Genomic DNA, 23047 nt, shown 5'->3' with positions numbered 1-23047 from the left:
TATGCAAGAAAAGATGATTTTATTGGCTGATGACGATCAGGATGATGCAGAAATGTTTTGCGAAGCATTGGCAGAAATAGATGAAAGTATTGTTTGCTATTGTTCAGAAAATGGTAGCGGTGTGATAAATACGCTTAAAAATCAGGAGAAGATTCCAGAAATTGTTTTTCTAGATTTAAATATGCCCGTTATGAACGGCTGGGAATGTCTGAAGCAATTAAAATCGGAAGAACGTTATAAAGATATTCCTGTAGTTATGATTTCTACTTCTTCGTACAGAAATGATATGGATACAGCTGCCAACCTTGGTGCAGTCTGCTATTTTGTAAAACCAAATAATTTTGACGACTTAAAACAGGTCTTAAGATTAATTACTTCAAACCTTGAAAATGGGTTAAAAGAAGCTTTTTCAAATCTTGAAAAGAATAAATATTTACATGTCTTTTGTGCAGAATAAAATGATGTTTTCTTTTTTTGAAAAGTAAAACGTATGAATTTATTTTATAAAAAAAGCATTTGCCAAAAAGTATATTTTATTTTAATGTATTGATTTTTAAAATCTTGAATTGTATTGAAAGGTTATTTTAATAAAAAAATGAAAAAAAAGTATTTTAAACTTGACTAATTCGGTAGAATTAATATATATTTGTATCACAGAAAATTTATATAATGATACTTATCCAGAAAGACTGAGGGAATAGGCCCATTGAAGTCTTAGCAACCTGTTGCCGAATAAGGTGCTAAATCCTTCCGCTGTGTGCGGGTAGATAAGAAAGATTTCTCCGTAAATCTGTTTAAGATCATCCAATTAAAATCTTTATTATGAAAGCAGAATCCATTTTGTACGCCAGTTATGAACTCTTGAATTCCATTTTTGAAGAAAACAGTTTTGCTTTTTTCTGAAGGCTTAAAGACTAGTTTCTCTCCAATTTCTTTTATAAACAATACTAACGCTAATGACTTTTTTCATTGGCCTAAAATTCTTTTGTCTAATCTTAAAACTAAAATAAAATGAAAAAAATACTATTCGGTTTTGCTTTGCTTTTTGGAGCTTTTCAAACTCAAGCGCAGGAAAATAATTTACAATTAAAAGGGACTGTTGTCGATACAGTGGCGCAATATGTTTACCTGCAAAAGTTTCACAATAAAATGTTTACTACAATTGATTCGGCAAAAGTAAAAGATGGAAATTTTAGTTTTAAAACAAAAGTAAAAACACCAGAATTATATGGATTGAGCGTCAATACAGAAAGTTCGCCCTTGTATGTTTTTCTTGAAAAAGACCCAATTACAGTAAAACTGAGTCCGAAGAAATATTATACCGCTTCTGTGGTTGAAGGTTCAGCTTCTCAAGATTTGTTCGAAATCTATAAAAAGAGCAAAGATGTAGAAATCAGTAAATTCCTAACCGAACATCCAAAATCTATTGTTTCGGCTTATGTGTTGTACAGAAACTGGTCATATAGATTAACGCCAGAGCAGATTACACAAAATATTGCTTTGTTGGATAAAAGTCTTCAAAATACCACTTACGTGAAAGAATTAAAAGAACTGGCTATTGTTTTAGACGGATTAGCAGTAGGTAAAAAAGCCCCTGATTTTACAGCCAATGATCCTGACGGAAAGCCAGTTCGACTTTATGATAATTTAAAAGGAGGTTATACTCTAGTTGATTTTTGGGCTTCATGGTGCGGACCATGCCGAAGAGAGAACCCAAATATTGTAGCAGCTTACAAAGAATTTCATGATAAAGGATTCAATATCGTAGGCATCTCTTTAGATAAAAAGAAAGAAAACTGGGTTAAAGGAATTCAAGATGATAATTTAACTTGGACGCATGTTTCTGATTTGCTTTTCTGGAACAGTGCTGTTGCTAAATTATACGGTGTAAGAGCTATTCCAGGAAATTATTTAGTGGATTCTAAAGGAATAATCGTTGCGAAAAACCTGCACGGAGAAGAATTACAAGCTACACTAAAAACACTTTTAGAAAATAAAATTTAATAAAGAACACGCAATCTTGTCATTCCTCGAAATGACAAAAATTGAGAAAGAATACATATTAGTTAATTTAAAATGATAAGGAAATGAATGCGATTGAGCCAACAACAAAACCAACAGAGCCTGAATGTTACTTTTCTAAATTTAGAGAAAATACAGTAGGAATTGATCATACTTTCGAATCGGTTTACGGAGAACAAAATTTAGTGTACGCAGACTGGGTTGCCAGCGGAAGATTATACCATCCGATCGAAGATATAATGCTCAATAAAATTGGTCCAATGATTGCCAATACGCATTCACTTTCAAGTCAGACAGGAAAAACCTCTACTTATGCCTATCAGCATGCAAGGGATATTATTAAAAAATCGGTTAATGCCAATGATTCGGATGTTTTGGTAACGACTGGAAGCGGTATGACAGCAGCTTTATCAAAACTGCAACGCATTATGGCACTTCGAACAATATCGGAAGAAGATAGACCAGTGGTTTTTATTACGCACATGGAACATCATTCTAATCAAGTTTCGTGGTATGAAACCAATGCTGAGGTAGTTATTCTTCCGCCTGATGAGAACAATTTAGTCGACCCAAATGTTCTTGCTGAAACGATTAAAAAATATGCAAACAGAAGCTTAAAAATAGGTTCGTTTACGGCTTGTTCGAATGTTACAGGAATTATTACGCCTTATCACGAATTAGCCAAAATCATGCACCAAAACGGCGGACTTTGTTTTGTAGATTTTGCAGCTTCGGCGCCGTATGTCAAAATCGATATGCACCCAAAAGATCCAGAAGAACAATTGGACGCTATTTTCTTTTCTCCTCATAAATTTTTAGGCGGACCTGGAACTTGCGGTATTTTGGTTTTCAATGAAAAATTATATCAATCTGATTTTCCAGATAATCCAGGCGGAGGAAATGTAAAATGGACTAATCCTTTGGGCAAATATTGTTACAGCGATGTAATAGAAGTTAGAGAAGATGGAGGAACGCCGGGATTTTTACAGGTTATTAGAACGGCATTGGCTTTAGAATTAAAAGAGCAAATGGGCGTGGAGAAAATCAAAGAAAGAGAAAAAGAACTGCTTGATCTCTGTTTTTCAAGACTTCAAAAAATAGAAGGTTTATCTATTTTAGGAGATCTAACTACAGAACGAATTGGCTGTGTTTCTTTTGTTATTGAAGACATTCATTATAATTTGATCGTAAGGCTTTTAAATGACCGTTTCGGAATTCAGGTTCGTGGCGGCTGGTCGTGTGCGAGTACTTATGCGCATTATCTGTTCAATATCAACGAAAAGAAATCGGCAGAAATTACCAATGAATTATTACAGCGAAATCAGACCAATAAACCAGGTTGGGTGCGTTTGTCACTGCATCCGATTATGAGCAATGAAGAGCTTTTTTATATCTGCGATGCAATTGAAAAAGTAGCTCTGAATTATAAAAAATGGAAAAAAGATTATGAATATAATCCGGTTTCAAATGAATTTGAAAATCCGGAAATTAAAGATACCATCGCAAGAGAAGTAAACGAATGGTTTAAGTTAGATTAGTTAGTAGTCAACCTAACAGGTTTTCAAAACCTGTTAGGTTTTTAAATTGCTAAATATTCCGTAGGAATATCTCGTCGGTAGAAAAAAATGATTGTGTTTTACGTTGTGTCCTGTAGGGACACCTGTACAATTGAATTATGTATCTGCGCTCTTAATTAGACGTTCCTACGGAACGTGCAAATGTGCGTTGAAATCTGATTCTACCAACCAGACATTCCTAACGGAATGTTTTTTTAGAATTATTTAAGCGACTCGATAATCTTCTCTCTATGCGCCAATCCCCAATTGACTAAAGTTTCAGTAACCGGAAGCACCGATTTTCCATATTCGGTAATAGCATAAACGACAGTTGCCGGTTTGGTATTTTGTTCGGCTCTGGTAATAAGTAAATTGGTTTCCAGTTCTTTGAGCTCTTTGCTGAGCATTTTAGCCGAAATACCATCAATTTCACGCTGCATTTTTTTAAAATGAATCACCTGATGCGTTCTATTGGTTAAAAACCTTAGAATCATCAATTTCCATTTACCGCCCAAAACATCAAGACTGTCACGCATTGCCATAAGTTCTTCAGAACAATTGGCCTCGCGAAGTACTCCGTTATCGTTAATTTTTGCCATACTAGTTTCTCTTTGGTAATCGGTTACCTTGGGTTAACCCATAACAAAAATAAGGCATTACGGCGATACTTTTGTAAACTAAAATGATAAAAATGAAAGCAATTGTATTACAGGAAAACCGCGAATTTAAACTGGAAACAGTAGCAATTCCGCAACCAGAATCGCATCAGATTCAGGTAAAGATTATGGCTTCAGGATTTAATCCGATAGATTATCAAATGACCGAAAATAGTTCTGAAAGAAAGCTGATACATTCACCAATTTTAGGAAGAGAATTTTCGGGAATTATAACAGCAATTGGTGATGAGGTAACGGAGTTTAAAATTGGAGACGCTGTTTTTTGCGGTTCTGGAAGTATGGGATCAAACGGAACTTATGCCGAATATATTTGTGTGCCAGCGGGAATTGCAGTAAAGAAACCTCAGAATATTTCTTTTGAAGAAGCGGCAGGAATTCCTTCAGCTGGACTTACGGCTTTGCAGTCTTTTAAGCGAATGAATGCTTCTTTAACCGATTCGATACTAATTACGGGCGGCGCTGGCGGAGTAGGGAATGTTTTTATGAAACTGCTTATTGGTAAAGGTTTTTCCAATTTTGTGGTTACTGCTGGCAACGAAGAAAGTATCGCTTCTTTAATTAATCTCGGAGTTAAACCAGAACAAATCATCAATTATAAAAAAGAGGAAATTTACGAAGCCGCTCTTTCTTTAAACGGAAATCAAAAATTTGATATTGCGGTTGATTTAGTTGGAAATCATGTTGCAGAAATTGCGGCAAAATTGTTGAAAATAAACGGAAGGTATATTGATGTCACAAATTTTTCTACTCCAGAATCGCGTGGTATTCTTTTTTCGAGAGGCGCTACAATTCATAATATTTCAAATTATGCGTATGGTGTTGAAAAACAATACGATTACTATAAAAACGGATTGACAGAATTAAGTGATTTATTAGAAAATGAAATAATTACACCGCCAAATATTAATGTAATTGGAGGGTTGAGCCAAGAAACAGTAGATAAAGCACTTACTATTTTGAGAGAAAACAAAACCAGTGGCAGAAAATTAATAATGCAGATCAATTAAATGAAAACAATACCACGAAGAATTGTAACAGGTTTACGAAACGGAAAATCGATTATAGAACAAGATGAAATCGTTTCGAATGTGTCGGAACATTTTCCAGGATTAATTATTTCAGATATCTGGTCGACAGATTCGACACCGGCAAAATTTGAAGAAAAAGTTATTGAGAATACCGCTTTTCCAAATACACCTAAGAACGGAAGTTATTTTCGTTATGTACAGATTCCGCCCGACAAAGATTTAGGAATTGTTGCTCCCGAAGGCCAGCCGCATCCGTTAATGCATCAGACTGATACTTTAGATTACATTATCATTATTTCGGGTGAAATTTATTTGATTGTAGACGAAGAAGAAACATTACTACAAGCTGGAGATATTGTAATTCAGCGCGGAACCAATCACGCTTGGAGCAATCGATCGGATTCGCCGTGTATTCAATTGGCGATCTTATTGGATGCCGTGAAAGCAGAATAATAAAAAATTATGCGCCGATAACTCTATTTTGATTTATTCATAAAATTGCGATAATCTATCTTGATTATTGCAATTTTTTTTGGACTTAAAATAGGGCTGGAAATCCTTAAAATTGTTTCATATTATAAAATGGAACAATTTTGAGGTATTATATTCTAAAGTGTTGAATAATAATTGTTTAAATTTATGCAAAAATCATAATGGTTGGATAAGCAGATCCAAATAAACCTATCGTAGTTTTCCGCCTAGCTAAAATTTAATTTTCATCGAAACTTCTGCTAAATATTACATAATGTTGATTACAAATTTCGAAAAAATGCAAAATTAAATCCATATCATCTCATGAGCTATTGGCGGTTTAAAGTTTTTCGTTTAAAGCATTTAGCTCTTTTTTTATTGAGCTGCAGCCTCAATGTAAGTTTTGCGCAGCAGGATACAATCATTCTGGCGTCTGCTAAAAAAATAAGACTCGATGAAGCCATTTTATTAGGCATTAAAAATAACCGTCAATTAAAATTAGCCAATGCAGATCTCGCTATTGCGAATGAAAATGTCAGTCAGGCTAAAATTGCAAAAGCGCCAAGAATAAGCTTAAATGGCGGATACAATTATATTGGCGATCCTAAAATCTATGAAGGATTTTATGCCAGAAATGTTACCGTAGATTATTATGATCATCAAGGTTTTGCTAATATTGTTTCTTCACTCCCAATTTACGCTGGAAATGCCATTAAAACTAGAATTAATCAGCAGGAATTAATTAGTGAAATGCAGGAATCTGCGGTGAAAATGACAGAAGCCGATGTCAAGAATGCGATTACCGAACAATATTTTACACTCGAAAAATTATACCGTCAGATCGAGGTGACGAAACAGAATATTATCAATACCGATATTCGAATAAATCAGTTAAAATCACGCGTAAAAAATGGTCAGAATCTTACAAGTGACCTTTTGAGAACCGAATTGCAGCAATCCAATTTTAAGGTTTCTGTTTTTAGAAGTACCAATACGATTGAGCTCATTAGCAATTATTTGGATATTTTAATCGGTTTTCCAACCCATACGATTCTGAAACCAGAAGTGACAGAAAGTATGATTCCGACAGAAAATATGAATCTGCAACAAAGTTTAGAAGAAGCTTTTCAGAATAGGGAAGAGATCAAACGAGCAGATATAAGAATCAAGCTTTCGGAATCGACATTAAGCCTGACCAAAAGCGGATTTAAGCCAAACGTAAATGCAAATGTTATTCTCAATACCGAATATCCAGCGCAGTGGCCCAATTATGTCAATATTCTCAATTATTGGGCGGCGGGACTTTCTTTGAATTGGGATATTTCGAGTTTCTATAATCTGAAACATCGCATTAGCGGAGATAAACTGGAAATCGATAAAAGTAATATTGCCTTAGAAGTGACCAAAGACCAGATTACGACCGAAGTTAAAAATGCTTATGTGAGATATGCAGAAAGCAAAGAAAATATCAAAACCTACAAAAAAGATGTGGAATTGTCGATGAGCAATTATAAAATTGTAAAAAGCCGTTATGACAACGATTTTGCTTTAATCAGTGAGATTGTTGATGCAGAATTGCAACTGAACAACTCTCGAATTTCACTTGTAAACGCCAATTTAGATTTAATCATTCAATATTACTCCCTTCAATATGCAATGGGCAAACTTTAATACATCTTGTTATGAGCGAAACAGATACACAAAACGGAGCAGTTCAGAAAAATGAAAAAAGAAGAAACACAATTCTTACTGTTTTGTCATTTGTTTTTTTAATTGCAGGAGGCTTGTGGATTTTAAGTCTGTTCTTTGATTTCAGTTCTTATGAAACCACCAATAATGCCCAAGTTGAAGCTTACATCAATAATGTTGCGGCTCGTGCTACGGGACATATTAAAGAAATACGATTTGAAGCCAATCAGAAGGTGCAGAAAGGAGATACATTGGTTGTTTTAGACGATTCTGAATATATCATTAAAGTCAAACAAGCCGAAGCGGATTTGGCTATAGCCGAAGGAAATCTACATTCGCTGCATCAAAACATTACAACTTCGATTTCCAATCAAGCTTCGGGAAAAGAAAAGTTGGCGGGAGATTTAGCAAGTTTAGACAAAGCGCAAAAAGATTATCAGCGATTTAAAAATATGTATGCCGATTCGGCCGTCACACGAAATCAGTACGATCAGGTTATTTCCAAATTAAAATCCGAAGAAGCTTATGTCAAGGCTAGCAAAAAAGGTCTCGATGCAAGCAGTTCAATTACCAAACAAAGTTCGATTAATCTGGAAGCTGCTACGGCAACTGTTGCCAGAAAGAAAGCAGATCTGGATGCGGCAAAACTTCAATTGTCATATACCGTTATTATGGCTCCAACCAGTGGTTTTGTTGGCGAACGCAATTTGTCTATTGGCGAATTAATCAATGCTAACCAAACCATTGCGACAATTGTGCTAACTGAAAAATTATGGATTTCTGCCAATTTTAAAGAAACTCAAATCGAAAAAATAAAACAAGGGCAAGAAGTAACCATTACGATTGATGCCTTAGACGGAAAAGAGTTTAAAGGAAAAGTGGCTGGATTTTCTCCCGCCACAGGAGCTAAATTCTCAATGGTAGAACCCGATAATTCGACTGGAAATTTTGTCAAAATCACCCAGCGAATCCCAGTTAAAATTGAATTTGAAACTCCCACAAAAGAGCTTCAGGAAGTAAGACCCGGAATGAATGTAACAGTTGATGTAAAAAAATAAGAGATGTTTGCAGGAAAAAAAGGAAGCGTTTTTACACTGACAGGATTGTATATCCTGACGATTCCTTTTTTTAACGGACTCAATGTTACGACTTATGATAACTCGCAGATATTAGGACATTTTGGACCTTCTACAACTGCTTTTAGTTATGCGGTTTACGTTCCCATTTTTGTTATGCTGGCTTTTCTGCCTTTAGGTTTAAAATTAGGAAAACAAATCAAGGTTAGAACCATGATTTTATCGGTTTCATTTTTATCCTTAATCTTCAATACTGCTTCATTGTTTGCGCCGACTATTGCTTGGTTTGTTTTATGCCGTTCGCTTTTGGCAATGGTTTCGGTTATCGGAATATTTGCTTCGATGGTGCCTATTTTATTAAAGTACAATCCTGCTCTCAATATGGCTTTGCTGTACGGAATTTTCCAGTTTATACAGAAAGGAAGCCAGCATTTGTATCAATATTTAGGAGCGCATTTTGTGAGTTTTCATAACTGGACGTTTGGAATTTATTTCTTGAATGTCAATTTTTTGATTTGCATTCTTTTGGCTTGGTATTTTTATAAAGCCGATGTGGCGCCGATGAAAACCAAATTCCAATTTGACTGGCGAGGCTGGATCATCCTGATTTTATTTTTTGCGATCATTCTTTTTTTATGTGCCGAAGGGCAGACCCGAAATTGGTTTAGCGATCCTAAAATAACTTTGGCTTTTGCAGTTTTATTTATTGTAGCAGGTATCTATCTCCTTCATGTTCGTTTTACGGCAGAGCCTTTAATTAATCCCGATGTTTACAAATATAAGAATGTAATTCCAGGTGCCTTTTTGATGTTTTATATCGGATTAATAAACGGAACCGGAAGTGTTGTAACAGGCTATATGACTAATATTTTAGGATTTGATCCTGTTTTGGGAGCGGTAACACATCTTTCGTTATTAATCGGATTATGCATTTCGATTCCGCTATCGACTTATCTTTTATACAAACGCATTTATCTGGCTACGATTTGGGTAATTGGTTTTGCCTGTTACGGAATCTATCATATTACGCTTTTTTTTAGGTTCTATCCTGGAATCGATGCGTCTGATTTTTATCTGCCCTTAATTTTTAAAGGATTTGGAATGGGGTTTCTTTTTCCTGTTTCGCTATTATACATTTCAGAAGGAATTCCTCCGTTTTTGAGCACATCGCGCATGATGACTGGAATTATTGCTCAGGCTGTTTTTGCTTCTTTACTTGGAGGCGCTGTTCTCGGCACTTTTATTTCGAATATGAATGTGCAGCATAAAACAGGTTTAAGTCAGCAATTGAGTCCGCTAAATAAACAAGCTGAACAACAGTTGGAAAACTCAAAAAGGCAATTTTTATTTATGGGATTATCAGATGCCGAAGCGCAAAAGAAAGCCGAGAAAAGTCTTTCGAGTCAGACCTCTCAAACTTCTATGTTATTGGCTTACAAAGATATTTATCTCGTAATGTCGGCAGTTTGTTTTCTGCCCATTTTTATTATTCTTCTTTTCAAACTTTGGCGAAGACCAATTGGAAGAGTAGAAGTAGAGCCGATACCGATTTGAGGGTGAGGAGGGAAGAAGCAAGAATATAGAATATAGAATATAGAATTTGCCCTTAGGCTTTGATATTGGAATTTAGAATTTAGTTTTTGGAATTTGCCCTTAGGGTTAGGCTTCAGGATTGGAATTTGGAATTTAGTTTTTGGAATTTGTCCTTAGGCTTTGGAATTTAATATTTGGAATTTATATTATGATAGCAAAAAAAGACCGTTTTTTATATCGCTTTTGGACTCAAGAGAAAGGCCTTAGCGGTATGCTGATACTTCTGTTTATCATGCATTTTATTGTCATTCCGTTTTTTGGCGGTTATACGCGTTTTATGGTGGCGGTTAATATATTTTGGATGCTGTTTCTCTTTGCGGGAATTATAGCTTTATCCAAACATAAAAAACAGGCTTTTCTCATTTCCATAATTCCCTTTTTATTTATTATAACGCAATGGATTAATTATTTCGAACATAATATTTTCATCCTTTTTGCGGATCTAATTCTTTCTGTTGCCATAATGTTGCTTCTCATTACTTTGGTTTTAATAAAAGTTTTAGAACCTGGGCCCGTAACTACTTATCGCATTGTAGGGTCAATAGTCGTTTATATGCTTTTGGTTCACTTTTGGTCTACACTTTATTTGTTCCTTTTCCAACATATAGAAGGGGCTTTTCAAATAACCGAATCTAAATTTTCGAGTAATAGCGATCTGGCTAGTTTTATGTATTTCAGTTATGTCTGTATCACTTCTACGGGGTTTGGCGAGATCGTACCTCTGCATCCTTTGGCTCGTTCGCTTGTTCAGATTGAGGTGCTTACAGGTGTTCTGTATCCCGTAATCTTAATTGGAAGACTGGTTTCAGATGCCAATTTTGCTGTTAATAAGACGGGGAAGAATAAAGAGTAAAGAATATAGAATATAGAATATAGAATATAGAATATAGAATATAGAATATAGAATATAGAATATAGAGTAAAGACACAAGAGTCAAGATTTATAGAGGAGAATTGATTTATCATTTACAATTCACAACTCACAATTTACCATTCACCATTCACCATTAAAAACAATAACCATGAAAACAACCAATTCGAATAAAAAGAAAGAACTCTTCGATACTATTTTGCAGTTATTTTTCATTTTTCTCCTTGTGGGATTTTGTCTTAAATTGTTGCTGCCTTTTTTTATGCCTATTCTTTGGGCGGTAATACTTTCGGTTGTGTTTTATCCTTTATTTAATTCGCTGCAGCGAATATTAAAAGGACGTAAAGCACTGGCATCGGTTGTTATTACTATTTTGCTTATTGCCATAATGGTGGTGCCTCTTATCTATTTCTTGAAAGCGGCAACGGGAAATTTTTTAGAACTGAAAAACAGTTTTGAAGCTGGAACATTAAAAATTACTCCGCCAGGAGCTTCTATAAAAGAGTGGCCGATAATTGGTAAACCGCTCTACGAATTTTTACTGTCTTTATCAACAGATTTGGAACAGAGTGTTGTGAAGTACCAAGATCAGATAAGAGAATTGTCGTCTAAAATTATGGCCAGTATTTTGAGCTCCGGTGCAGCATTTCTGCAATTTATCCTTTCGGTTATTATTGCGGGTGTTTTATTAGTATCGCCAGGTGGTAAAACTTTTTTTATGAAATTCCTTAGAAAAATTGCAGGAAGTGAGGCCGAAGAAATTATGACCATTTCGGTTTCAACTATTTATCAAGTGGTTAAAGGTATTTTGGGAGTTGCTGTTATTCAGACCATTATTCAGGCAATTGGATTGTTTTGGGCCGATATTCCGTATGCTGGAATTTTGACTTTGATCTGTTTGATATTTTCTATTCTACAGATCGGACCAATTATAATTAATATTGGCGTTATTATTTATCTTTTCTCAACAGGAGATTCTGGTTATGCTATCTTTTGGACGGTGTTTTTCATTATCAGCGGATTATCAGATAATGTTCTAAAACCATTATTGCTAGGAAAAGGCGCTCTTGTGCCTATGCTCGTGATTTTTCTAGGTGTAATTGGCGGATTTATCATGTCGGGTTTTATCGGATTGTTTGTTGGACCCATTGTGTTTTCAATAGGTTACAAACTCTTTGTTGCTTGGCTGGATGATAATTCAGAACCCATTGAAGAACCTGTAGAAGATATTGAAATTAGTTAATTGTTAATTGTGAGATGTGAGAAGTTAGAAGTTAGAAGTGTTACCTAAGTAGTTTTTTTACATTTCACAATTAACATTTCACACCTTAATTAACAATTCACAATTTATAATTCACAATTAAATAAAGTATTTTTGCAGGATTATAATTTTAGCAAATGAAACGTTCAGGCACTGCAGATCTTCCTTTACATTATGGACATGTTCCATTATGGCTTGCTGAGCGAATGTCTAAACTTGGTTTTGCGATTGTGGAAACCATTGCAATGGAATTTTCGACTGCCGAAGTTATAAGTAAATTGAGCAATCCATTTTGGTTTCAGAGTTTTGGAGCCGTAATGGGAATGGACTGGCATTCGTCTGGAATTACAACCTCGGTGCTTGGAGCATTAAAAAAATCGGTTAATCCGCACTCCAAAGAACTCGGAATTTACATCTGTGGAGGCAAAGGAAAACATTCTATGGCAACGCCGCAGGAACTTTTATTTGTAGGCGAAAAAACAGGTCTCGACGGAATTAATTTGGCCAACTGTAGCCGACTTACTGCCAAAGTAGACAATACCGCCATTCAAGACGGATTTCAATTGTATCAGCACAATTTTATTGTAGATAATAAAGGGCAATGGGCTGTTATTCAGCAGGGAATGAATCCTGATTCTAGAACGGCGAGAAGATACCATTGGCATTCGCAAGATTTAAAGTCTTTTATAAACGAACCGCATACTTTTATTTATGGAGAAAATCAAGGCGCGATTTTAAATCTTACAGCCAATGCAGCCACAAAATCTCGTGAAGGTATTTTAGAATTGGTAAAAGAATCGCCAGTTAAAATTATAAAAGAAATGCAGCATCTTTCTATGCCCGCGCATCACGACGTGAGAATGGAAGATGTGAATATGAAAAGACTGGGCGCTATGCTTTGGGCTACCCATGAAAACAAGCCAGAAGATTTTGAAGAATTACTGCTTTTAAAAGGAATGGGACCAAGAGCTTTGCAGTCGTTGGCTTTGGTAAGCGAAATAATCTACGGAACTCCAACACGATTTGATGATCCAGCCCGTTTTTCTTTTGCTCATGGCGGAAAAGACGGACATCCGTTTCCTGTTCCCGTTAAAATCTACGATGAAACGATCGATACGCTGCAAAGAGCTATTAATCGAGCTAAAATTGGGAATAGTGATAAATTGAGCGCTATTCAAAAATTATCTGAAATTTCAAGAAAAGCAGAAGAAAGTTTTACGCCAAATTCCAATTTTGATGCTCTTGTTCAAAGAGAAAGAGAAGAATCGCACAAATATGGTGGAAGAACCGTTTTTGGCGATGCGAAACCTCCAAAAAAGAAACCTATAAACCCAAACAATCAGCTGGAATTATTTTAAAGAATCATAATTGTCTACCTGCCTTTAGTTATATAAAAATCTAATAATGTCACAAAACGAAAAATCAATTTATACCTTACAATTCATTTTGCTTTGTTTGAGTTCTCTATTATTTTCATCAAGTTTTAATATGATGATACCCGAACTTCCTAATTATTTAAGCAGTTTGGGAGGAGCAGAGTATAAAGGACTTATTATTTCATTATTTACCTTGACGGCCGCAATTTCCCGTCCGTTTAGTGGTAAACTTACCGATAAATGGGGACGCGTTCCGGTTATGGCAATAGGCTCTTCGGTATGTGTGATCTGCGGATTTTTGTATCCAATTTTGAGTTCGGTTTCAGGATTTTTGCTTTTGCGTTTAGTTCATGGATTTTCGACAGGATTTAAACCTACGTCAACTTCGGCTTATGTGGCAGATATTATTCCGCAACATAGATGGGGAGAAGCACTCGGAATGCACGGATTATGTTTTAGTATTGGTGGGGCGCTAGGACCAGCGCTGGGCAGTATGATTGTGAATTTGTACGGAATCAATGTCATGTTTTATACTTCGTCGTTTTTGGCTTTCTTTTCCATTATTATTGTTTTGAACATGAAAGAAACTCTTGCGACAAAAGAAAAATTGAACCGATCAATGTTCATTATAGGCAAAAATGATATTGTAGATAGGAATGTATTTCCAGCAGGAATTATCACTTTTCTTTCGTACACAGCTTTCGGACTTATTTTAACTTTAATTCCAGATTGGAGCGAGCATTTGGGAGCAACAAATAAGGGGATATTTTTTACTGCTTTTACGGTAGCTTCAGTTATGGTTCGTTTTGGCGCGGGAAAAGTTTCCGATAGACATGGCCGTCCAAAAGTGATCATGGCTGGATTAATCATCACTTCGATTGCTCTTTTTGTAATAAGTGCAGGAAGAGATATCATTATGTTATTAATCGGAGCCGGAATTTACGGAGTCGGTACTGGTATTTTGTCGCCAGCCATTAGTGCATGGACTATTGATATGAGTAATCCTGAACATAGAGGAAAGGCGGTCGCAACGATGTATATTTCGATGGAACTCGGAATCGGTTTAGGAGCTCTTTTAGGAGGAACTTATTATAATGATCAAATCAACCGTATACCGCAAATCATTAGATTTGATATCTTGGTGCTAATTCTAGGAATTGTATATCTTACTTATTGGGCGAGAAATAAAAGGAAAATCAAAGCATAATTTTATAGCGCCTTATTCTTTTTGAATATTTAACTGCACTTTAAAATCACCATAATAGGGATTGTCGGCCATTAAAGAATGTCCGATGACTAAAATATGCGTTCCTTTTTGTTGAAGCGGCATTTTCATGTCCATTCCGAAAGGGCCGTCTGATGTTTTATCCGGAAAAATAATTTGATTAAAACGAATGTTTCCTTTTCCTGCATCTGGAATTATTTGAGCGTTTAATTCGCCCAAATCTTCATTTTTGAATTTGACATATATTTTTGAATTTAGAGAATCTAAACGCCCTTCGGCTGAAAACACATTTTCTTCATTCTTAAAAATCATGGCAATAGTGTCGCCTATTTGTTTATTCTCCTGTTTTTTTTCTTTTTGAACAACGGGTGCCGGTACTTCAGCAGCAGGTTTTTTGTTTTCCTTTTGCTGACATGAAAAGAATAAAATGGAAATTAGAAGTAGAAAACAATTTTTCATAGCAGTAATTTTTAGCCTAACATTTCAAAACTTCCAGGTTTTTCTTCATTCTTATCGTATTCTCCGTCAATATCACTTAACTCTTCTTCTTCCCAATCATTTTCATCATACTCTGAATCGAAATCATATTCAAGATTATCTTCCAATTCTCCAAGCTCTAGATTATAGTGATTAGAGGCTGTCAGTCTATTATTGTAGTCACCGTCTAAGAAGTCGTCATAATTTAGTAGTAGTTGTTCCTCATAAGAATTCATTTCAAATTCTTCAGATGCGTAATTTTCATATCTCATAATAATCGGTTTTAAAGGATGAATATTAATTATCTCTATTTTTTAGATTATTCTAAAATTACTGTCTTAAACTGCTAACTGTTTTATATAATTTTTTTATAGTATTGTCAAATTTTCATTTACCCTTAAATTTAGCCATAAAAAAGCAAAAGTTTGAAAATACGAGTACTTTTTTCAACTATAATACTGCTGTTCAATATTATTAAGATTAATCATATTGAATTTTATTCAAAAATGTTTACGAAATCCTTTGCGCTTTTTTTAACTTAATAATCTTTTGGCTTTTAACATTAAAATTGTTTAATATTGCGTTTTTGATCCTCACTTTTTATTAATTAATGTCTGTTTATAGCAAATATGCTGATCATATCTTATTAAATCTCCTTAAGGATGATGATCAATTGGCCTATACAGAAATTTTTGAAAGATATTCTAGACTTTTAGTAAATCATGCCTACAAAATGACTGGAAATCATGATGAAGCCAATGATGTTGTTCAGGAAGTTTTCCTGTTTATCTGGAACAAACGTAGGGAGTTGGAAATCGCAGGATCATTATCTTCTTATTTATACAAAGCAACCAAAAACAGAATCTTGAATCATATTGCTCACGAAAAAGTGGTTTCTCGTTACGCAGATTCTTTTTCGAACTTTATTGAAAATGATTATGTTTTTGCAGATTCTAAACTCCGAGAAAAAGAATTGCAAGCTATTATTGAAAGCGAAATTGCTTTGCTTCCTGAAAAAATGCGTGAAGTTTTTCTTTTAAGAAAAGTAGAAGAACTGTCATACGACGAAATTGCACTTCAATTGAAGATAACAGACAAAACGGCTAAACAGCAAGTTTATAATTCCCTAAAAATTCTTCGCGGAAAGCTAAAATCGGCGTTGACTGTTTTTGTGTGGTAAATTTTTCTTGTTCTTTTTGTTAAATTTTAAAATAAAATCTACTCATAAAAGCCTCATTAATAAAGAGAAACTAACGTTTCAATGAATTTATTAATGATAAATTAATATTTTTTTGATTTTCATCTATGACAAAACCCCTTTCTAACTGTCTTATTATAAAACAAGACAAAATTTCGTGTTGTAATTATGAATGAAACTGAATTTTTAGAACTGCTTAAAAAACATCAAAATGGTACTTTATCTGATGAAGATAAAGACAAACTTGATGCGTGGTATTTGCATAAAGCGACAAATAGTAATAAACAGCTTAGCGAATACGAATTAGCAGATAGTTACGAACATTTGAAATCTAGACTTCCTTTAGTGAAGCAACCAAAAGTGATTACTCTTTGGCCGCGTGTTGTTGCCGCCGCATCTATTGCGTTATTATTTGGCGCTGGAATATTCTATTTTACAAAATCGGAAGTAGGAGTAGAACAAGAAAATATTCAGGTTGTCGAAAAACCAAAAGAAATTGCCCCAGGCGGAAATAGAGGAATTTTAACCCTTTCGAACGGAAAGCAGATTGTACTTTCTGATATTTCTTCAAAAGATATTATTGCTAAAGAAGATCAAGATGAGGTAACCATTAAAATGGATGCGAATGGAGTGATTACTTATGTAATAAATCCAAACGCTAATGCTTCAGAAGAAGATGCAAATTCATTTAATACACTTTCGACCCCAACGGGCGGACAATATAATATTGTTTTGGCAGATGGAACAAAAGTATTCTTGAATGCTGTTTCGTCTATCAAATATCCAACTCAGTTTAATGGTGATCAAAGAATTGTTGAGCTAGAAGGAGAAGCTTATTTTGAAGTTGCTAAAAATAAAAGCAAGCCTTTCTTAGTAAAATCAGCGAACCAAACAATCGAAGTTTTAGGGACACATTTTAATGTCCATGCTTACAATAATGAATCTGTAGTAAAAACTACATTATTAGAAGGAAGTGTTGCCGTTTCTTCTAAAAATCAGAAAGCGATTTTAAAGCCAGGCCAACAATCCAATATATCTGAAAGTTCTAGTAAGATTGCCGTTAAAGAGGTCGATACCGAAGCTGCAATCGCTTGGAAAAACGGCCGATTCAAATTTGATAATGCCGATTTAAAATCAGTAATGAAACAATTGGAGCGCTGGTACGGAATTAAAGTCGAGTACCGCGGCGATGTCTCGGATGTGAGATTTAACGGAGGTACATTTAGAAATAAAAATTTGTCTGAGGTACTAAAAGTACTTGAGCTTAGTAATATAAAATTTAAGGTTGAAGGGAAAACGATTATTGTCTATCCGTAAGATCTTATTTAACCGATTATATTGAGTCGATAAACTAAAAAACCAGAGGCAGTTGCGATGCTTCTGGTTGTTTAAAAAGTTTATAGCCAATATAAGTTGTCCACTATTGTTTAACTATAACCAATGTAAATGTATGAAATTAAATTTACAACCAAAAAAACCTTACAAAAAACTTGAAAAAAAGATTCCTAAAGTTCATTTTTCTGCCCATTTATGGGCGTTATGCGCTGTTTTTATGGTGTTGTGCAGTTTTACTGGACAAGCCCAAAACATTACCATTAATTTTAAAGCTGCATCGCTTGAAACAGTTTTAAAAGAAGTAGCCAAACAGGCTAATCATGAAGTTTTATACACTCAAAAAATGCTGAAAGATTCTAAACCTGTAAGCATTAATGTTAAGAATGCGAGTTTGAATGAAACTTTAAATCAAATTTTTAAAACTCAAAATTTAAAATACAATATTACCAATCAAACCATTGTAGTAACTGCTGCAAAAGAAAAAGGGGAGAGCTTGGGAAACGAATTAATCAACATTCGCGGAAAAGTACTAAACAATAAAAACGAACCTTTTCCGGGAGTAACGGTTTCTCTTTCGGGAACCAACAGAGTTAGCATTACTGATTTTGATGGAGGTTTTTCTTTTGACGGTGTTCCTGCGGATGGCATTATTGAATGTACAGGATTAACGATCGAGAAAAAAACTTTTGGCATTGGCGGAAGAACACAATTAAATCTTATTGTGGAAGACAAAGTTGCCGCAATGAAAGAAGTGGTAATTACAGGGTATCAGACTTTAGAAAGAAGCCATTCAACCGGTTCTATTTCAACAGTAAGCGAGAAAACTTTAAATGAAAATATCAATACTGATTTAGCAAGTGCCCTAGAAGGTCGTGTGGCAGGTTTAGTATTTCAAAAAAATCCAACAGGAGGCGCTGCAGATACACCTATATTAAGAGGTATGGGAACTTTTTCGGTATCAGAAGTAGGATTCAGTCCGCTTTTGGTAGTGGATGGTCTACCGACTGAATTGACTCTGGAAGATATTAATCCGTACGATGTTGAAAGTATAAATGTTCTTAAAGATGCGGCGGCGGCTTCTATTTATGGCTCTAGAGCGGCAAATGGAATTATCGTTATCGTTACTAAAAAAGGAAACGGTAAATTAAAAGTAAACATCAACTCGGATTTCTTTGTTTCTACCAAGCCCAATTTAAGAGATATGAATTACGCTTCAACAAGCGATTTAATCGATTTTGAACAGGCAGTTTATAACAGAGAAAGAGGCAGATTTGCAGATACAGCTACCATGTTCAGCAATTATGGAGATATTGGAAACAGTAGTATGAAATATTACAGTCCGCTTTATCAGCTGAACAGAAATTTAGAAGAAGGAAAAATCAACAGTGCAGATTACGAAAGTACTATTGCCCAGTGGAGAAAGAATGATTATGCCAAAGATTACCGCGATAATGTGTGGCAGAATGAATTTAGACAGCGTTACAATGTGTCGTTTTCTGGAAGTACAAGCAGACAAAATACATACGTGTCATTGAATTATGACGAGGCAAAAAATCGTATAAAATTCAATGACAGCAGATCATTTAATTTGTATGCTAAAAGCAGTTTTCAGGTAAACAACTGGTTAAATGCTACATTTGGAATTAACGGAACGTACAGTAATGATAATGTTACAGATAATGATTTCAATAATTATGATATCCAAAAAAGATACGAACGCATTACAGACGATAATGGTAATTTAGTAGTATCACCTTTTGTTGGAATTAAAGACGGGTTTACTTCCAGTGGTGTTATTAATCCTGCTGCTGCAGAAAAATTGGCCGCTTTAAGCGGATTTAAACCTATGACTTTTAATGTTCTGGATGCACTTCAGGAAGGAATTTTAAAAGAAAAATCATTAAGCTTAAGAGCATTTGGAAATCTTAAAGCGAAATTATGGAGAGGTTTAAGCGTTAGTACGCAATTTCAATACGAAGTTAGAAGAAATGATAACGAACAGTTTTATGATGTTAACTCATATAAAATGCGTTACGCCATTAATGCTTTAACAGCTTATAATCCTACAACTAATGCATATACCTATTTAGAAGGTTTTTCTACTGGAGGCAGATACAAACAAATAAGCAACCAGTCAACTAATTATTCTTTTAGAAACCAATTAGACTATACTCAGGATTTCAGTGAAGGAAAACATTCTATTAATGCATTGGCTGGTTTTGAAATGCGAGAAACTTTTCTTCCAAGAACGATTGAACAGTTACGATACGGTTACGATCCTGTAACGCTTTCTTCGGCTGTAATCAATAATCTTGCATTAAGCCAGACTGGAACGCCAAGTTATATGTACGGAAACAACCGAACTTTATCTGCATTGTCACGAACACAAACTGAGATTCTTCACCGTTACTTTTCGGTTTTTAGCAGTTTGGGTTACACTTTCTTATCAAAATATAACATAACAGGAAGTTATCGAGTAGACCGAGCAGATTTATTTGGAGTTGATCCAAAATATAAAAACCGCCCTTTGTGGTCAACAGGTTTTGGATGGAATGCGAGTAATGAAGAATTCATGAAAGAAATAAAATGGGTTACGGCGCTTAAAGTGAGAGCAACTTATGGTGTTAACGGAAATATAGATCAAAGTACAACGCCTTACGTAACGGCTACGAGAAGAAATGATAATTTATATCAGTCATTACAATACACTAATATTAGCGGACAGCCCAACCCAATGTTAAGATGGGAAAAAACACAAAGTACCAATTTAGGGGTAGATTACAGTTTGTTTAGAGCAAAATTAAACGGTAGTATTGATGTCTATCGTAAATACAGCAGTGATTTATTGGCTACGACCGATTTAGATCCAACTGTTGGGGCATTAAACAGAAGAATTAATGCAGGAGCTTTATTAAACAAAGGAATTGAGTTCAGTGTTGGTTCAGATTGGTACAATAACGGAAGTTTCCGTATTGGTTCTAATGTGATTTTAGCTTTTAACAGAACAACAGTTGACAAAATTACAAGAGCCGAATCGTCAGCAGCTTCTTATATTGGTTCGCCTTTAAATTATTTCTTAATAGGAGAAACTTACAATAGTTTGTACGCTTACCAATATGGCGGAACGGTTAATGGATATCCTTATGTTTTAGATGAAAACGGAAATCCAGCAGTTACTTTTGATGCAAATGGTGTTCCTGTATCAAGTTCTATTAAAACGGTTAACTCCCCAAAAGCTTTGGTAAATATGGGAAGTTTGACGCCAACTTACTCCGGTTCGTTATCACAGCGATTTTCATATAAACAATTTGATTTGAATTTATTATTTGTTTTCTCAGGCGGAAATGTAATGCGAAAAGAAGTTCTGGATACAGGTTCTGATGCTGTAAACCTTTCGGGTATTGCAGATCGTTATACAGATGCAAATCCAAATGGAAATACACGATTGTATGTCGATTATGATGAAAGTGTTAGAAATTATGCCGTAACAATGAGCAGTTTATGGAGAAATTCAGATGTAAATGTTGTAGATGGCGATTACATCAAACTTAGAAACATTTCATTTGCTTATAATTTACCAAAAGCTTTTGCTGGTAAAATGAATATTTCATCGGCTAGGTTTACTTTTCAGATGAATAATATCTGGTATTGGAGTGCAGCAGGAAACCGTATTGATCCTGAGGTTTATTCTGCCAATTCAGCTACACGTAATTTACCATTGCCAAAAACATATTTGTTTGGCTTTAATCTTACTCTTTAAATTATGAAACATTTATATATTTCAATTCTGTCAGTAATGATGTTTTCAGTAACATCTTGCGAAGAATATACAGACATAACACCAAAAGGATCTTTAGTAGTTGAAACAGCCGATCAGTTTCACGAAATGGTTTCACTTCCGGGTCGCGGTTATCCAATCAATAACTTTCAATATTTATCTGACGATCAATGGATGAGAGAAGCCAACGTAATCGGAAGAACGCCAAACATTGATATTCTTAATTTTACTTTTGATGAAAGCGTAGACAGAGTTTCGTTATTAAGTGGGTCAAGCTTTTATAATCAGGCTTATAATTATATCAACAGATGGAATACCATTATTTCATTAGTAGACAATAGTAAAGGCGATGCAAATACAAAACAATTAGCAAAAGCGGAAGCTCAGATTTACAGAGCCTACGATCACTTTTTGTTAGTAAACACTTACGCAAAAGGCTACGATCCAAATACTGCAGCTACAGATGGCGGAATCTGTATTATGGATAAATTTGATTTAGAAGCACAGCCTTCAAAATCTACCGTGGCGCAGGTTTATGATTTTATTCAAAAGGATATTGAACAAGCGTTGCCCTATCTTCAGGAAAAACCGCTTGATGTTTATCATCCGTCTTTAGCATTTGCTTATGCCTTTAAAGCTAAAGTGCATTTGTTTAAAAGAGAAATTGCACAAGCTCAGGCAGCAGCAGAAAAATCGTTAAGCTACAACAACCAAATTTTTGATATGGTAGCTTACAGCAAACAAGGAGGACCAACTGCAGTTGCAGTACCGGCAGCCAATAATATAGAAGTATTGAGCTATATGTACATGACAGGTTATAATGAAATGAACTTTGGTCAGCTTTATGTCATCAGTCCGGAATTAAGAACTTTATTTGGTACCAACGATGCCCGCTTCAATTTGTTTTTTAATTCTACAAGCGCAACCAATTTAGATCAGGGTTCAAATACAGCATATTGGGCAACACAATACACCAGATTTTTCTATCCTACTGTGGGTATGAAAACGACAGAAGTATATCTAATTCTGGCAGAATGTTATGCTAGAGATAATAAATTTAATGAAGCCGTTACGGTTTTAAATACATTGAGAGCAAAACGCATTTTATCGGGTACAGTAAACTTAGAAGTTCCAGCTACGAGAAAAGAAACAATGGAACTTGTTATTAATGAAAGAAGAAAAGAATTGCTTTTAGGCTTTAACCGTTTCTTTGATTTAAAGAGATTAAATACAGAAACCGAATTTGCTAAAACCATTACAAGAGTATTTCCTTTGGTAAACAAAACCGTTCCTCAAAAAACATATACGTTACAGCCAAACTCAAGATTGTATATTATCCCGTTTCCCTTATCGGTTTTGCAGAAAAACCCGAAACTGACATTAAACACAGACGAAAAAGTCCCATTTTAATTTA

19 protein-coding genes and 1 riboswitch are annotated in these 23047 nt (G+C 34.9%); of the genes, 16 read left to right on the top strand and 3 right to left on the bottom strand.

Annotated elements, in window-relative coordinates; translation table 11 throughout:
- The first annotated feature begins 1 nt into the window (after nt 1).
- The 3 genes from ACFO3N_RS07705 (at nt 2) to ACFO3N_RS07695 (ending at nt 3560) form a co-directional block, all read left to right on the top strand.
- On the top strand, nt 2-457 hold the full coding sequence (locus ACFO3N_RS07705) for a response regulator (protein WP_379796587.1): 456 nt from the start codon (nt 2-4) through the stop codon (nt 455-457).
- 216 nt (nt 458-673) lie between these two features.
- Nucleotides 674-774: riboswitch (SAM riboswitch) on the top strand.
- A 237-nt stretch (nt 775-1011) separates the two neighbouring features.
- A complete protein-coding gene (locus tag ACFO3N_RS07700; RefSeq protein WP_379796585.1) occupies nt 1012-2004 on the top strand; it encodes a redoxin domain-containing protein in 993 nt (330 codons plus the stop codon).
- A gap of 83 nt (nt 2005-2087) precedes the next feature.
- Nucleotides 2088-3560 carry an aminotransferase class V-fold PLP-dependent enzyme gene (locus tag ACFO3N_RS07695; protein ID WP_379796583.1) on the top strand — a complete coding sequence of 491 codons (1473 nt, stop codon included), beginning with the start codon at nt 2088-2090 and terminating at the stop codon, nt 3558-3560.
- Nucleotides 3561-3799: 239 nt separating this feature from the next.
- Here the strand turns inward: ACFO3N_RS07695 and ACFO3N_RS07690 are convergent, their stop codons facing one another.
- Complete coding sequence (locus tag ACFO3N_RS07690) at nt 3800-4177, bottom strand: winged helix-turn-helix transcriptional regulator (protein ID WP_379796581.1); 378 nt, start codon at nt 4175-4177, stop codon at nt 3800-3802.
- Nucleotides 4178-4269: 92 nt separating this feature from the next.
- Here ACFO3N_RS07690 and ACFO3N_RS07685 point away from each other — a divergent pair, with 92 nt between their 5' ends.
- The 9 genes from ACFO3N_RS07685 to ACFO3N_RS07645 all read left to right on the top strand — a co-directional run bounded on the left by ACFO3N_RS07685 (nt 4270) and on the right by ACFO3N_RS07645 (nt 14827).
- Complete coding sequence (locus ACFO3N_RS07685) at nt 4270-5262, top strand: NADP-dependent oxidoreductase (RefSeq protein ID WP_379796579.1); 993 nt, start codon at nt 4270-4272, stop codon at nt 5260-5262.
- Nucleotides 5263-5736 (top strand): cupin domain-containing protein, encoded by a 474-nt coding sequence (locus ACFO3N_RS07680; protein WP_379796577.1) that lies wholly within the window; start codon nt 5263-5265, stop codon nt 5734-5736.
- A gap of 342 nt (nt 5737-6078) precedes the next feature.
- The gene (locus tag ACFO3N_RS07675) at nt 6079-7425 is read left to right on the top strand and encodes a TolC family protein (protein ID WP_379796575.1); all 1347 of its coding nucleotides are present in this window, start codon (nt 6079-6081) and stop codon (nt 7423-7425) included.
- An 11-nt stretch (nt 7426-7436) separates the two neighbouring features.
- Nucleotides 7437-8501, top strand: coding sequence for an HlyD family secretion protein (locus tag ACFO3N_RS07670; RefSeq protein WP_379796573.1), 1065 nt, complete (start codon nt 7437-7439; stop codon nt 8499-8501).
- 3 nt (nt 8502-8504) lie between these two features.
- Nucleotides 8505-10073, top strand: a complete 1569-nt coding sequence (locus ACFO3N_RS07665; protein ID WP_379796571.1) for an efflux MFS transporter permease — start codon at nt 8505-8507, stop codon at nt 10071-10073.
- 187 nt (nt 10074-10260) lie between these two features.
- The gene (locus ACFO3N_RS07660; RefSeq protein WP_379796569.1) at nt 10261-10965 is read left to right on the top strand and encodes an ion channel; all 705 of its coding nucleotides are present in this window, start codon (nt 10261-10263) and stop codon (nt 10963-10965) included.
- 169 nt (nt 10966-11134) lie between these two features.
- Nucleotides 11135-12226: an AI-2E family transporter gene (locus tag ACFO3N_RS07655; RefSeq protein WP_095928970.1), complete on the top strand. Its 1092-nt coding sequence runs from the start codon at nt 11135-11137 to the stop codon at nt 12224-12226.
- Nucleotides 12227-12381: 155 nt separating this feature from the next.
- On the top strand, nt 12382-13602 hold the full coding sequence (locus tag ACFO3N_RS07650; protein ID WP_379796567.1) for a DUF763 domain-containing protein: 1221 nt from the start codon (nt 12382-12384) through the stop codon (nt 13600-13602).
- Between the two features lie 46 nt (nt 13603-13648).
- Nucleotides 13649-14827: an MFS transporter gene (locus tag ACFO3N_RS07645; RefSeq protein ID WP_379796565.1), complete on the top strand. Its 1179-nt coding sequence runs from the start codon at nt 13649-13651 to the stop codon at nt 14825-14827.
- Between the two features lie 12 nt (nt 14828-14839).
- On the opposite strand, the gene ACFO3N_RS07640 is transcribed toward ACFO3N_RS07645, so the two are convergent.
- The gene (locus ACFO3N_RS07640; protein ID WP_379796563.1) at nt 14840-15304 is read right to left on the bottom strand and encodes a hypothetical protein; all 465 of its coding nucleotides are present in this window, start codon (nt 15302-15304) and stop codon (nt 14840-14842) included.
- Nucleotides 15305-15315: 11 nt separating this feature from the next.
- Nucleotides 15316-15594, bottom strand: a complete 279-nt coding sequence (locus tag ACFO3N_RS07635; RefSeq protein WP_379796561.1) for a hypothetical protein — start codon at nt 15592-15594, stop codon at nt 15316-15318.
- 338 nt (nt 15595-15932) lie between these two features.
- Here ACFO3N_RS07635 and ACFO3N_RS07630 point away from each other — a divergent pair, with 338 nt between their 5' ends.
- From ACFO3N_RS07630 to ACFO3N_RS07615, 4 genes are all read left to right on the top strand, one after another.
- Nucleotides 15933-16502 carry an RNA polymerase sigma factor gene (locus tag ACFO3N_RS07630; protein ID WP_379796559.1) on the top strand — a complete coding sequence of 190 codons (570 nt, stop codon included), beginning with the start codon at nt 15933-15935 and terminating at the stop codon, nt 16500-16502.
- A 186-nt stretch (nt 16503-16688) separates the two neighbouring features.
- On the top strand, nt 16689-17837 hold the full coding sequence (locus ACFO3N_RS07625; RefSeq protein ID WP_379796557.1) for a FecR family protein: 1149 nt from the start codon (nt 16689-16691) through the stop codon (nt 17835-17837).
- A gap of 133 nt (nt 17838-17970) precedes the next feature.
- Nucleotides 17971-21615, top strand: a complete 3645-nt coding sequence (locus ACFO3N_RS07620) for a SusC/RagA family TonB-linked outer membrane protein (protein WP_379796555.1) — start codon at nt 17971-17973, stop codon at nt 21613-21615.
- Nucleotides 21616-21618: 3 nt separating this feature from the next.
- Nucleotides 21619-23043, top strand: coding sequence for a RagB/SusD family nutrient uptake outer membrane protein (locus ACFO3N_RS07615; protein ID WP_379796553.1), 1425 nt, complete (start codon nt 21619-21621; stop codon nt 23041-23043).
- The last annotated feature ends 4 nt before the right edge of the window (nt 23044-23047 follow it).

This window comes from Flavobacterium chungangensis (assembly GCF_042654045.1).
Classification (GTDB): domain Bacteria; phylum Bacteroidota; class Bacteroidia; order Flavobacteriales; family Flavobacteriaceae; genus Flavobacterium; species Flavobacterium chungangensis.
This window is presented reverse-complemented; position numbering and strand designations above follow the sequence as displayed.

Excerpts from the sequence above, each read along its gene's own strand:
- ACFO3N_RS07705 (WP_379796587.1), top strand. The coding sequence starts at position 2 with ATGCAAGAAAAGATGATTTTATTGGCTGATGACGATCAGGATGATGCA.
- ACFO3N_RS07700 (WP_379796585.1), top strand. The coding sequence starts at position 1,012 with ATGAAAAAAATACTATTCGGTTTTGCTTTGCTTTTTGGAGCTTTTCAA.
- ACFO3N_RS07695 (WP_379796583.1), top strand. The coding sequence starts at position 2,088 with ATGAATGCGATTGAGCCAACAACAAAACCAACAGAGCCTGAATGTTAC.
- ACFO3N_RS07690 (WP_379796581.1), bottom strand. The coding sequence starts at position 4,177 with ATGGCAAAAATTAACGATAACGGAGTACTTCGCGAGGCCAATTGTTCT.
- ACFO3N_RS07685 (WP_379796579.1), top strand. The coding sequence starts at position 4,270 with ATGAAAGCAATTGTATTACAGGAAAACCGCGAATTTAAACTGGAAACA.
- ACFO3N_RS07680 (WP_379796577.1), top strand. The coding sequence starts at position 5,263 with ATGAAAACAATACCACGAAGAATTGTAACAGGTTTACGAAACGGAAAA.
- ACFO3N_RS07675 (WP_379796575.1), top strand. The coding sequence starts at position 6,079 with ATGAGCTATTGGCGGTTTAAAGTTTTTCGTTTAAAGCATTTAGCTCTT.
- ACFO3N_RS07670 (WP_379796573.1), top strand. The coding sequence starts at position 7,437 with ATGAGCGAAACAGATACACAAAACGGAGCAGTTCAGAAAAATGAAAAA.
- ACFO3N_RS07665 (WP_379796571.1), top strand. The coding sequence starts at position 8,505 with ATGTTTGCAGGAAAAAAAGGAAGCGTTTTTACACTGACAGGATTGTAT.
- ACFO3N_RS07660 (WP_379796569.1), top strand. The coding sequence starts at position 10,261 with ATGATAGCAAAAAAAGACCGTTTTTTATATCGCTTTTGGACTCAAGAG.
- ACFO3N_RS07655 (WP_095928970.1), top strand. The coding sequence starts at position 11,135 with ATGAAAACAACCAATTCGAATAAAAAGAAAGAACTCTTCGATACTATT.
- ACFO3N_RS07650 (WP_379796567.1), top strand. The coding sequence starts at position 12,382 with ATGAAACGTTCAGGCACTGCAGATCTTCCTTTACATTATGGACATGTT.
- ACFO3N_RS07645 (WP_379796565.1), top strand. The coding sequence starts at position 13,649 with ATGTCACAAAACGAAAAATCAATTTATACCTTACAATTCATTTTGCTT.
- ACFO3N_RS07640 (WP_379796563.1), bottom strand. The coding sequence starts at position 15,304 with ATGAAAAATTGTTTTCTACTTCTAATTTCCATTTTATTCTTTTCATGT.
- ACFO3N_RS07635 (WP_379796561.1), bottom strand. The coding sequence starts at position 15,594 with ATGAGATATGAAAATTACGCATCTGAAGAATTTGAAATGAATTCTTAT.
- ACFO3N_RS07630 (WP_379796559.1), top strand. The coding sequence starts at position 15,933 with ATGTCTGTTTATAGCAAATATGCTGATCATATCTTATTAAATCTCCTT.
- ACFO3N_RS07625 (WP_379796557.1), top strand. The coding sequence starts at position 16,689 with ATGAATGAAACTGAATTTTTAGAACTGCTTAAAAAACATCAAAATGGT.
- ACFO3N_RS07620 (WP_379796555.1), top strand. The coding sequence starts at position 17,971 with ATGAAATTAAATTTACAACCAAAAAAACCTTACAAAAAACTTGAAAAA.
- ACFO3N_RS07615 (WP_379796553.1), top strand. The coding sequence starts at position 21,619 with ATGAAACATTTATATATTTCAATTCTGTCAGTAATGATGTTTTCAGTA.